Annotated in this window: 7 protein-coding genes; 5 read left to right on the top strand and 2 right to left on the bottom strand. The window is 41.7% G+C overall.

Annotated elements, in window-relative coordinates; all coding sequences use genetic code 11:
• Positions 1 to 198: 198 nt before the first annotated feature.
• From KDK14_RS09135 to KDK14_RS09115, 5 genes are all read left to right on the top strand, one after another.
• Positions 199 to 1068: a hypothetical protein gene (locus KDK14_RS09135; protein WP_257264788.1), complete on the top strand. Its 870-nt coding sequence runs from the start codon at positions 199 to 201 to the stop codon at positions 1066 to 1068.
• Between the two features lie 266 nt (positions 1069 to 1334).
• Complete coding sequence (locus KDK14_RS09130) at positions 1335 to 3260, top strand: AAA family ATPase (RefSeq protein WP_257264787.1); 1926 nt, start codon at positions 1335 to 1337, stop codon at positions 3258 to 3260.
• Positions 3261 to 3477: 217 nt separating this feature from the next.
• On the top strand, positions 3478 to 5409 hold the full coding sequence (locus KDK14_RS09125) for an AAA family ATPase (protein ID WP_257264786.1): 1932 nt from the start codon (positions 3478 to 3480) through the stop codon (positions 5407 to 5409).
• Positions 5410 to 5540: 131 nt separating this feature from the next.
• A complete protein-coding gene (locus KDK14_RS09120) occupies positions 5541 to 7496 on the top strand; it encodes an ATP-binding protein (RefSeq protein ID WP_257264785.1) in 1956 nt (651 codons plus the stop codon).
• Between the two features lie 153 nt (positions 7497 to 7649).
• Positions 7650 to 9608, top strand: coding sequence for an ATP-binding protein (locus KDK14_RS09115; protein ID WP_257264784.1), 1959 nt, complete (start codon positions 7650 to 7652; stop codon positions 9606 to 9608).
• A 215-nt stretch (positions 9609 to 9823) separates the two neighbouring features.
• Here KDK14_RS09115 and KDK14_RS09110 read toward each other — a convergent pair whose 3' ends face one another.
• Together KDK14_RS09110 and KDK14_RS09105 are read right to left on the bottom strand one after the other, a co-directional pair.
• A complete protein-coding gene (locus KDK14_RS09110) occupies positions 9824 to 11902 on the bottom strand; it encodes an AarF/UbiB family protein (protein WP_257264782.1) in 2079 nt (692 codons plus the stop codon).
• Between the two features lie 128 nt (positions 11903 to 12030).
• Positions 12031 to 12716: hypothetical protein (locus KDK14_RS09105; RefSeq protein WP_257264781.1), on the bottom strand; the 686-nt coding region annotated here is incomplete at its 5' end.

Here is a 12716-nt window from a genome sequence, read left to right as displayed (position 1 = left end):
CAGAGTGACTGGTCACTTAGTCAGAAAATATGATTTCATTTGGTTAACTACTTATCATCAGACAGGCTGGAAAAAGCTGACCAAAGAAAAAAATCAGGCTGGCTGAAAACCAGCTCCCCACAAGCAACTACAATTAGCAGGCAGGAATTAACCGGTCTTTCCCAGACAAACCATTCAAACTTTATTTCGGGGTTGTTAATGTATACACCAATCAACAAGTCTGACTCAGCAAACGCTATAAAATCCAGTCACCTTGATGACAGCCTGTATCAGGAAAAAAATACAACAGGTTCGAGAGTTGCCCTGTTCCAGGGCAGAAGCACCTCAGGGCTTTCCCAATCGGTCAACAGCGCACGTTTCAAAAAAGAAGCTGAAACTGCAAACCCTTGCCAACCAGTGGTCAATGACCGATCTTTTGCCTCAAGAAAAGAACACATTTCCCCGTTGTCAAACGTGACATCAACCCCACCAGGCACAACTGATGATCAACGTGGCAGGCACCAAAATCCGTTAACTGCGCCTTCACCCATTTCATTGCAGCCGAATCAACGGGAAACATACATTATCAATATGCATACCTTCAGGTCAGAAAACGACTCATTACCAAGTAATGCTTCTGAATCTGCCTGTTTCAGGAATCACAACTGGTGGGAACGCAATAAAAAGTGGAATAGTACTTTTATCATCAGCACACTGGCAACAGCAGCAGCAGTAACGGCTTCGCTGATTTCAGACATAATAAACGACGGAGATCATGCCTTGTTCCAACGATCAGGGTCAATAATTGTCTGCTGGGCCCTGTTGGTGACTTTTATAACCCTGAGAAAGAGAAGTGAAAAACTGCCAAGCCACGAGCTGATGATTGAACCTGCCAATCAAAAAATATCCCGTGAAGAGGGCATGAGATTAATGGATCTCTCTGAACAGATCGGGAATGCAAGAATTACAGAAAGAAAAGTGAAAAGATCCGCCAGTGAGTGCGACCTGTTGATCTTGCTGGTCAGTATTATTGGTACTCTTATTTGGGGTTATGGCGATTTAATTACCAGGAAAACTACCACTCCCTGATATCCCGGGGCGCCAGGAGGCTGTCCGAGAATAGACTGCCCTGCTCCGGTTGCGATAAATTGAGCTAAAAATTCCAGCTTCATCGTAAAATAGCTCCGCTACTTGTGCCCTTCAGGGTATTCTCCTGAGAATCAGCAATTTTTAGCCTCGTTATTATTGCGAAAAATTATCCTGTAATCCTGTAATTAATACAATTATTAATGTTGAACCTCAAAGAAAAAAAACTGTCTATTCAGTTAGTCAATATCTCCAAGGAATTTCGATTCATGATTAATTCCTCTCAAGTCCCGAATCAAAAAACGACTTTAGACGCCTTTAAACATTGCGAAGCACCTTCTACGAAGAGTTCCGGACCATCTCCCAAAGTCGGGCTCAGTGTCACTGAAGGCAATATTGATGGTCCCGGACCATCGGCGGTTCCCATCACCAAAAGATCTATCACACCGCCCACCAGACGTGAAATGTTAATGACCGCTGCCAGGGTAACAAAAAAAGCGAAAGAGGATCTTCAGAGGGCAAAGGAAAAACTGATCATTTGTAATGACAAGGTTGAACGGTTTGCAATGGATTATCTCCAAATCCGGCTATGGGAGGCGGATATATTTGAGACATTTCCAAAAGGCATGCTCCTTTCCTCGCCACCGGGCTATGGTAAAACAGTATTCATGCATACCATAGGCGATATGATTGTAGGAGGAGACAAGGAACGCATACAATTTATGAGGGGGGCTGATCTTCTTAAGGAACTGGCCGTTAAAAAAATCGATGATTGTTTTGCAAAGGCAAAATCATTCCATAAGAGAACTTTGGCAGGGCTAGAACAGCGAAAATGTTTTGTCTATTGTGTCGATGAAATCGATTCGGCACTCATGAATACTCTTTATAAATGGACAACCTCCAGGCAAGATAACTGCCGGAACACTCTTCAGGCCATAATGGATGGTGGGTCTGAGTTATCAATTCCTAATATCTATGTTATGGGCACGACTAATGTCAAAACAGTTGATTTTCATTCAGCACTGCTTCGCCCGGGCCGATTTGGAAATCATATAACTTTTGACACGATGCCAATAGAAAATATTGAAAAACTCATTAAATTCTATTTAAAAGCGCATCCATCAATCAGGATTGATGATAAAGATATACCTTTACTCTCTGCGCTTTATGAAGGTATGACGCCCGCTGACATCAATGAGCAAATTAATTTAATAGCAACCCGGTCAATCATTAATTCGTTTTTCAGGGTGCCAAAGAATAGTGAGCAAACCGTTGAACAACCCACCACCCCTTTAAGTGCCTTCAAAAAGACGCTTTACCCTATTGGGCAGATCAATGACCGTTTCAATTATCAGCTGAAACAACTGGTACGAGAGCATCCATATTTTCAGGATTTATCCTATACCCGCAGTCAAATGAAAGAGGCATTATCGCTCTTGACTGACATCACAAAAAGGCAAGAGACAGGTATTTTCAGCATTATTCTTGTGCGCGGTAAAGCAGGATCCGGGAAAACAGCATTTCTTCATGAACTATTGAAACAATTTAAAGCTGCAGATACCGAACTTTTAGTTGATCACTATACAGTCATTACATCGGTAAAATATAACGACCCTTCAAGTCAAAACAATATGTCCATGCTAAGTACTATTGATTTATCCATGTCTACACTGGAACATTACAGTACGATCCTGGCAATGGACAATGGGGAGTGGCTTGCGGGTAGTGAATTTTTTCCGTGCAGGGGGGCTGAAGTTAATCAATGGAATCCATCCATATTTATTAATGATTGGAATCAAACAGAAAACAGAAATAAGAGAAACAACACTATCTTACTGGTTACATTGGATGGTGATAAAATAAAGAAAAAATTAGAAAAACCAGGGGATTCTGGATTGGTCACAGCAAGTGAGTTCAAGGCTGCGACAGGCTTGAGAGGAGCAATAGAAGGCGTCATAGATTTGCCAGATTTTGTTGAAGACGCTGATATTGAACAATTGACAGGCAAGTTTGCAGTTGACGACACCAGGACGATAACCGACCTGTTGAAGGGTAAAAAATTGACCATTAAGCAGTTGATGTCACTAATCTACTCATCGCAAACACCCAATGGAACCATTAATGCTGACGGATTAAGAAATCTTCTGGAAATAAACTCTGAATATGTTCCTGAATTGCCAGATTATTACTACTGAAATTACCAGGCAAACCAAAGCTTGCTGAAATCCAGCTGTTCAAGATGGCTGTTCAAAACGGCTGTTGAAAACGGTTTTTAAAAACGGCTTTTAAAAACGGCTTTAAAAACGAGAGTGCAGTTCATGGAATGGGTATTACCACATTGCTACGGTTTTCAACTTTCGATAAAAATAATTGAAAACCGACCAGTTAATACATCCCAAGGAGACACGATTTATGATTAATAGCTCGCCTACCCATAAAACGACTACAAACGTCAGTATAGATTGCCAGGTTCCTTCTACTGAGAATTCGGGACCATTACCCAAAGTCGGGATCAGTGCCACGGAAGGTAATTTTGATGGTTCCGAACCACCGCCGGTTTCGATAACCAAAAGGCCTATCAAGCCTCTGTCCGAGTCTGACATTGCAGAAACCACTGCCAAGGTGATAGAAGCAGCAAATAATGAGCTCCAGAGTGTAAAGGAAGAGCTGGTTATTTGTGACGAAAAGGTTGAGCTATTTAAACAGGATTTAATCCAAATTCGATTATGGGAGAATGAGATATACCGAACTTTTCCAAAAGGCATGCTCCTTTCCTCAGCACCGGGTCATGGTAAAACAGTATTCATGCAAGCCATAGGCAATATGATTACAGAAGGAGACAGGGAGCGCATACAGTTTTTGACAGGGGCTGATCTTCTTCAAGGTTTGAATAACGATAGAATGGAGTGTGAATATTTTGCAAAGGCAAAATTAGCCTATGAAAATTATTTGAAAGGATTGCAACCGCGTCGATGCTTTGTCTACTGTATTGATGAAATTGACAATGCATTCATGCAAGATCTCTACTTTAGAGCATCTAAAGAACAGGAAGCCTGTCGGAATCTTTTGCAGTCCCTCTTGGACGGTGGCAAGTTAACTCTGCCTAATATCTATATTATCGGAACAACAAATCAGCCATTTAAACACTTTCATCCAGCACTGCTGCGGGCGGGCCGTCTTGGTAATCATATATCTTTTAATGAGCTGTCATTGGAAAATATTAAAAAGCTCATCAAGCTCTATCTTAAAGCGCACCCAACCATCAGGGTAGAGGATAACGTTCTCCCATTAGTCGCTGCTCTTTATTATGAGCGTTTGACACCAGCTGACATAAAGGAGCAAATTGATAAAATAGCAACATGGTCAATCACTGAAACATTTTCTACGGTATTAGAGAACGGTGAACAAACGATTGATACCATCGATATACCATTCGCCTTCTTCAAAAGTATGCTGTACCCCAACTGGAAGACTAATGAAGTTTTCAAGGCACAATTGAGACAACTTAGACGCGTGTATCCATATATTCGGGGTTTATCCTATGCCAGTAGTCAAATGGAAAAAGCACTATCACTTTTGACTGATATTGCAAACAGGCAAGACGTCGGTAAATTCAGCATTATCCTTTTACAAGGTAAAGCAGGGTCCGGGAAAACCGCTTTTCTTCATGAACTATTGCAACGATTTAAAGCTGGTGACAAAGAGTATTCGGTTGATCATTATTGTGTCATTAAATCGATGTTACCGTCTTATCATAAGGGAGATTATATTACCTCGATAGATCTTTCAGAGACAAGTACTCGAAACATGGTTGGCTCCATAGTACAGCATTACAGTACGATCCTGGCATTAGATGATGGAGAATGGCTTGCAGGCGCAGATCTACTCCCATGCACTGGTGCCGGAAATCAACAACATGATCCATCCATATTTATTAATGATTGGAATCAAACAGAAAATCGACATAAGAAAAGTAATACCATTTTACTGGTGACATTTGATGGTGAAAAATTGTTGCAAAAAATAGAATCATCACGGAGTGCTGGATTGATCACAGAAAATGAGTTTAAGGCTGCAACGGGCCTGAACGGAGTAGTGGAGGGAATGATAAACTTACCTGAATTTTTCGAAGAAGAAAATGATGTTGAGCACTTGATCGGCAACTTCGTTGTTGACGAACCCGCAAAAATAACTGAAGCAATGAAGGGTAAAAAATTACCCATCAAGGAGTTCATATCACTCATTATCTCATCGAAACGAAACGGCACTGTTAATGCTGACAGATTCCAAAAACTTTTGGACCTGAACTATCCAGGCAGGCTTGAACTTCAATACATCAACTGAATTAACGGTGGCCAGGAGGCTGTCCGAGAGTAGCGCCCGACTGGGCGCCCCCGTAGCGAGGATGGCACTGCAGTAGGGCAGCCTATTCTCGGACAGCCTCCTGGCCAACCTACCCAGAGGAAACACGATTCATGATTAATTGCTCGCAAGCCCCGAATCAAAAAACGACTATAGACGCTGTTAAACAGTGCGAAGCACCTTCCATGGAAAGTGCCGGACCATCTCCCAAAGTTGGCCTCAGTTCTACTGAAGGCAATTTTGATGGTCCCGGACCATCGGCGGTTCCCATCACCAAAAGATCTGTCGCACCGCTCACCCGACGTGAAATGTTAATGACCGCTGCCAGGGTAATAAAAGAAGCGAAAGTGGAGCTTCAGAGGTTAAAGGAAAAACTGATAATTTGTAACGACAAGGTTGATCGATTTGAATTGGATTTTCTCAAAATCCGATTATGGGAGAAATATATATTGGATAAATTCCCAAAAGGTATGCTCCTTTCCTCACCACCGGGGTATGGTAAAACGGTATTCATGCAAAATGTAGGCAATATGATTGTAGGAGAAGACAAGGAACGCATAGAGTTTATCACAGGGGCTGATCTTCTTCATAAACTTTCTGGAAAAAATAAAGATGAATGTTTTTCAAAGGCAAAATCATACCATAATAAGACTTTGAATGGCTTCGCACAGCGAAAATGTTTTGTCTATTGTGTCGATGAAATCGATTCGGCATTCATGAAAGGATCTCGATATATGCATACAGACTTGCAAGAAAACTGCCGGAACTTTTTTCAAGCCATATTGGCCGGTGGACCTGAGTTAACAATTCCTAATATCTATGTCATTGGAACGACAAATGTGAAAATATCCAATTATCATCCTGCATTGATTCGCTCGGGTCGGCTTGAAAATCACATCACCTTTGACTCGATGCCATTAGTCAATAATGAAAAGCTCATTAATCTTTATTTAAAAGCGCATCCATCAATCAGGGTTGATGATAAAGATATGCCTTTACTCTCTGCTCTTTATGAAGATTTGACACCAGCTGACATCAAGGACCAAATTGATTTAATAGCAACCGGGTCAGCCATTGAGTCATTTGCCAAGGTGCCTGTGAATGGTGAGCAAACCAAGGCACAACGCATTATCCCATTCACTGCCTTCAAACAGACGCTTTACCCTATAGGGGAGATCAATGACCGTTTCAAAGATCAGGTGAAACAACTGACACGAGAGCACCCATATTTCCCTGATTTATCCTATACCCGCAGTCAAATGAAAGAAGCATTATCTCTCTTGACTGACATCACAAAAAGACAAGACACAGGTATTTTCAGCATTATTCTTGTGCAAGGTAGATCAGGGTCCGGGAAAACAGCATTTCTTCATGAATTATTGAAACACTTTAAAGCTGGAGATACAGAATGTTTTGTAGATCACTATACTGTCATTAAATCGGTCAACTATAATGAGCCAAAAGGTCACAGCAATGACTATAATAAGCTTAAAAGTCAAAACAATATGGCCTTGCTAAGCGCTGAGGATTTATCCAGGTCCACATTGGAATATCACAATACAATCTTGGCCATGGATGATGGGGAGTGGCTCGCAGGTACTGATTTTTTACCGTGCAGGGGTGAAAAAGTTTGTCAACATGACCCATCGAAATTTATTAATGACTGGAATCAAACAGAAAACAGAAAAAAGAAAAACAATACTATCTTACTGGTTACATTTGATGGTCATAAAATATTGCAAAAATTAGAGACAGCACGGGTTTCTGGATTGGTCACAGCAAGTGAGTTTAAAGCTGCAACAGGCTTGAGAGGGGTAATAGAAGGTGTCATTTGTTTGCCAGATTATGTTGAAGATACGGATATTGACCAATTGGCAGGCAAGTTAGGGGTTGACGACACCAGTACCATAACTGACATATTGAAGGGTAAAAAATTGACCATCAAGCAGTTGATGTCAATAATCTACTCGTCACAAAAAAATAACGGCACTAAAAATGCTGACAGATTAAAAAACCTTCTGGAAATAAACGATAAATGTGGTCCAGAAGCGCCAGACCATTACTACTGAAATTAACAGGAAATCCAGTTATCCAAAATGGCTACGCAGTTAATGATAACAAGAAGGAACTGGCATTATCCCTCAATTAGTGTAGTGGATTTGAACTTCTAATAAGAATACTTGTGCAATGAGAAAGTCAATTCAATCAAAGGAGACAAATTTATGATTCATTACTCAAACCCCAGCAATTTTCAGGACCAGGTTAAAACGACTACAGGCGCCTGTGATATAAATTGTGATCAGCCTTCTAAAGACACCAGTACTTCTGAGCCTTTAGTCGCAATCGGGTTCAGTTCTGATGGGAGCAAGCTCGATGGTTCAGAACCATCGTCGGTTCCGATAAGTAAAAGAGCTATTGCCCCGATGACCAAGTCTGACATTTTAAGTACTGCTACCAAGGTAAAAGAAAAAATAAATGAGGATCTTCAGAGTTTAAGTGAAGAATTGATTATTTGTGATAATCAGATTGCCCGGTTTAAATCAGATTACACCCAAATACGATTATGGCAGTCAGGTCTATTTGAAAAGTTTCCAAAAGGTATGATTCTTTCCTCACCACCGGGGCATGGTAAAACAGTATTCATGCAAGCGATAGGCAATATGATTGTAGGAGACGACAAGGAGTGCGTACAATTTTTGAAGGGGACTGATCTTCTTGTAGAAATGCCCGAGGAAGAAATACTGGATAAATATCTTTCAGAAGCAAAATTATCCTATAAAAATAGCTTGGAAGGATCAGAACATCGAAAATGTTTTGTCTATTGTATAGATGAAATCGATAGTGCATTCATGAAAGGTAGTAAGCATGATACAACCCCTCAACAGGATGCTTGTCGGAATACTATTCAGTCTCTGATGGACGGCGGAACTGAGTTATCCCTGCCTAATATCTATCTTATTGGAACAACTAATGAGCCAATTAAAAAATTTCATGAAGCACTGCTTCGTCCTGGCCGGTTTGCCACTCATATCTCTTTTGAGAAAGTGTCATCGGAAAATATTGAAAAGCTCATTAAGTTCTATTTAAAAGCACATCCAACAATTACAATTTCGAATAAAGATATTCCTTTCGTCTGTGCACTTTATGAGGGTATGACACCGGCAGAAATCAAGGGGCAAATTGATAAAGTAGCGACATGGTCAATCACTGAGGCGTTTTCGATAGCACACGAGGATGGCGAGCAAACAGTTGAAAAATACACTGTACCATTTGCTGCCTTCAAAAAGATGTTGTTTCCCGATTGGCAGATCGACGAAAATTTTAGTCAACAAGTTAAACAACTGCAACGAGTGCATCCGTATTATCAGGATTTATCGTATGCCAGCAGTCAAATGAAAGAATCATTATCGCTCATAACCGACATAGCAAACCGGAAAGCCGTAGGTATGTTCAGCATTATCCTCTTGCAAGGTAAAACGGGTTGCGGGAAAACAGCATTTCTTCATGAACTATTGCAACGGTTTAAAGCTGAAGATAAAGATTATCTCGTTGATAATTACTCTGTCATTAAATCTGTCAGACCGAGTGACAGAAAATATCGTGATACTGAAAGAAATCTTTCAGCGACCAGTATTTCTACATTGTGTAGTGCTTTAGATGAACATCACTGTACGATCTGTGCCATTGACGACGGAGAATGGCTTGCAGGTCCACATTTTCTACCGTGCAGCGGAACCGGAATTCATCAATACGACCCATCCTTATTTATTAATGAATGGAATCATACAGAAAACAGAAATAAGAAAAGCAAAGTTATCCTGCTGGTGACTTTTGATCGTAAGTCATTTTTGAGGAAACTGGACAAACCACTGGACTCTGGGTCGGATATAGCAAGTGAATTCAAGGCGGCAACTGGCTTGAACGGGGTAATAGAAGGGGCCATAAATTTGCCAGAAACTATTGAAGGTGCTGATATTGACCAATTGATCAATAAGTTTACTGTTGACGACTCCAGGAAAATGACAAAAATACTTAAGAAACATAATTTACCTATTAAGCAGTTGATTTCACTCATGTCCTTTGCCAAAGATCAAAATGAAACCATTTATGTTGACAAGTTCAAAAATCTACTAAAACTAAATTGTGGCAATGGTTCTAAAGCTCCAGATTATTTCATCTGAAATAAGGATTGGTTGATTTGTCCATCAAACCACCGATATTTGCCACTGCCGTCAGCCTACGAATGATTACCATCGAGGTTGTCGCAAAAGGCCCTGAAAAGAAGTGAAACCACAAAGTCACAAAGAACACAAAGAAGAGCTTTTCTTTTCCTTTGTGCCTCTGTGCCTTTGTGGTTCAAGGCTTTTACGTTTTTTGTGACTGTCTCCGGGGTTTATCAGCTATACACTGGCATATTTTTCAAGCCTTGCTGCCACCAATCACTGAATTCAAATCTGGGATTAGCAGGAGGAATCTGCCATTGAGCAATTAATTTATGAACCTCGTTCCTGAATTCATCAGTGGGTAAATGTACTTTAGATAGTAATTCGGACTGAGCATCTTGCAATTGTTCAGGCGAAAGTGACACTGTTTCAAGTAAACCACGTAGCTCTTCACGTAGTTCAGGGTCCTGTTGTATCAGCAGCAGCAAGGCATTTTGATCAGCCAGATTTTCCATCAACGAATCAGTTTCAGTTGAACTGTTATCATTGCCCAACAGTTCGACCAATGAAGTTACAATCTCATCCATCGACTTCATTGCTTCACCGGTCAATTCATTTTGAGATCCAATTAATATCTGGGCCCGAAACAACGCTGCAGTCTCTTTTGATATCTTGACATCACAGTTATATGCCCTGTTAAACAGCTCGATAACCTTTTTCCTGGTATCGTCGCCCTTGGTATCCCAATAGGCATCATAAGGGATCAAGTTCAATACCTCTTGCTTGAGTTTATCCCACCTTGCCTTGTCAGATTCATATTCACCCAATTCTTTCAGACATTTAATCACCACATCGGCATATTGTTGTCTCGCAGCTACACCGGACACTTCACGGAGTTTATCAATCGCTCCAAGAATGATATACGTGGCTTTCACCGCGTTCCTCGAGACTCTTTGTGCATTTCCCAAGTCAATAAAGTAAATACACAGTCTGCTATTTTCAACGGTGACCATCACATTGCCATCATGCATATCTGCATTAAAAAATCCGGTCTGAGCGTAACAGTAAGACCAATATGCAAATGCCATTCTTTTCAAACTGAATCTGAAGGCTGCTAAATGATCATCCATTATTTTCTCGGGATTAATATTAAATAACTGTGCCGCAACTGCTCGAAGTTCAGGCTGGTCATTTTCACTGAGCGTAGCCCCATTAATTTTCTCCATGCCTAACGCGTGGGGAGATACAGTGTCACCAGAAACCGCTGGAACTTTAAAATCAACCGGAAGCTTTAGCAAAACCCTGTCGGTGTCCGGGAGCTGGATTTTCCACCCGTCTGGCCGGGAAGGTAGCTTATAGGCATAGTCCGGTAATTCGTCTTCCTGAATATCAAATATATGATGTTGCGCAATGGCTTTAAAAGCAAAATCCTGTTGCCGTGTTTTGTTGGCTTCAGTGATCAGATTCACCTCTTCCTTGACACTTTCAAAGAAGGAAAAAATGGCATGTTTGGTCCCTTTATTGAGGGTACCGGGTAAAAAGAAGTTAATGAGCCCGAGCATGAATCTGAGAACCCGTAAGTCAGAATAAACCCGGGTTTCACTGGATGAGGAAACGGTCTTGACAATCAGATGCCCACCGCCATTCAGGATAATCTCATTGACTTCACCAATGGAACCGGTGCCCAGATTTTTTCTGTTATCCAATTGAGCGGGGTCGTAATCAATACCCGCTTCTTCAAGACAATGAATCAGCTCAGCCCTGGTCATTGGCTTGTTGCTGCTAGTGACGTGGGATAGGGCTTTGGTAAATGCCTCATGGTCATCATCAAACAAATCCTGAGCAATTGCAGGAGAACTGCAGGCAAATTGAATTGCTTTGACAAGAATTCCCCCCCGGGCTTTTTCTGCGGCAGTTTTCAGACTCTCGACACTGCCACCGTGCCACCAGATACTGAAGATAATCCCCATCATCCTGAACGTTCTGACCGCACTGGCAAACCCGTGTTTGATCTGTTCACCAAGCCATTCAATCGACGATAGTGTACGGGGCTGACGCCCAACGATGACCTGATCAGCCGGCACTTTCGAGGGGTTCTCAGGGTCAAACTGTTGTTCGCCCAGGGTCGATTCCGGCGGGACTGGCCTTACACCGCGCCCCCATGGCCCTGTCAACCCCATGGGGTCAGAATGTGAAGATGGTTTTAGATATACAAAAGCGCCAGAATGAGAATCAAGAAATGAAGTCCCAACTTTATGAGGCGGTAATGTACCGTTCGGTACAGAAATTTCATCGGGATTTTGATGAATCATCGACAGGACTCCCTATTGTTGTTATCAGATAGATGGCATATTCATGATTAAAAGAGTTTTTTAACCCATCAAAGCAAGTATCAAGCAATGTTTAATCATTTATTGAGACCAATTAAAAGAACAAAAGTTCATTTTTTCATCCTTTCATTTCCGGTGTGCTGGTTGGTGTACATAAGAATCTTGGCAGCCAGGAACGTAAACCCAACAACCAGAGCGACCAGAGGAAAGACAGCGCTGTCGGCGCCCAGATTGAGTTTGCCATTGACGCTTTCGAAATCATTGGGGAATTTTCTATGTAAGTCGAAGGGATGCAAAACGGGATACAGTGTGGCATCCAGGTTGCCGGTTTTCTTTATGTGTTCCGAGTAACATTCATTAGAAGTGGTCCATGCACATTGGTCTGCGGACTCATAAGGTTGAAGGGCCGTCCAGTAAAGGATTTCCACGGCTGTGCGCTTGCGCCATGAATGGTATGTATCTTGGTCAAGCCCCATCAATTCTTGCAGTCTTGGCCTGGGCGGACACTCTTTTTCTTCAGCTAACAGGCCTGACAGGTATTCGTTCAGTAATTGTTCAATAAAATTTTCTGTCTCTTCCACGGCCTGTTGATTTTGATAATTATAATCCGGGGAGTCGCGACGCAAGCGTGACCTTAACAGCACGGCTGCCAGCAAATTTTCGCAGATGGCATTGGCAAAACTCAAGCGCTGTAAAACCTCTGGAGCATAACCCGAAGTTTTTGAATCTTTGGCCCAGAGTCCGCTGCTCATGGAACCGTAGAACTCAACATCGCCCCAATCCCGTAAACCATCCC

Origin of the sequence: Endozoicomonas sp. ONNA2, from assembly GCF_024606365.1 — a bacterium.
Lineage (GTDB): Bacteria > Pseudomonadota > Gammaproteobacteria > Pseudomonadales > Endozoicomonadaceae > Endozoicomonas.
The sequence above is the reverse complement of the archived record's forward strand: the minus strand, read 5'-3'. Positions and strand labels throughout refer to the sequence as shown.

Excerpts from the sequence above, each read along its gene's own strand:
- KDK14_RS09110 (WP_257264782.1), bottom strand. The coding sequence starts at position 11,902 with ATGATTCATCAAAATCCCGATGAAATTTCTGTACCGAACGGTACATTA.
- KDK14_RS09135 (WP_257264788.1), top strand. The coding sequence starts at position 199 with ATGTATACACCAATCAACAAGTCTGACTCAGCAAACGCTATAAAATCC.
- KDK14_RS09115 (WP_257264784.1), top strand. The coding sequence starts at position 7,650 with ATGATTCATTACTCAAACCCCAGCAATTTTCAGGACCAGGTTAAAACG.
- KDK14_RS09120 (WP_257264785.1), top strand. The coding sequence starts at position 5,541 with ATGATTAATTGCTCGCAAGCCCCGAATCAAAAAACGACTATAGACGCT.
- KDK14_RS09130 (WP_257264787.1), top strand. The coding sequence starts at position 1,335 with ATGATTAATTCCTCTCAAGTCCCGAATCAAAAAACGACTTTAGACGCC.
- KDK14_RS09125 (WP_257264786.1), top strand. The coding sequence starts at position 3,478 with ATGATTAATAGCTCGCCTACCCATAAAACGACTACAAACGTCAGTATA.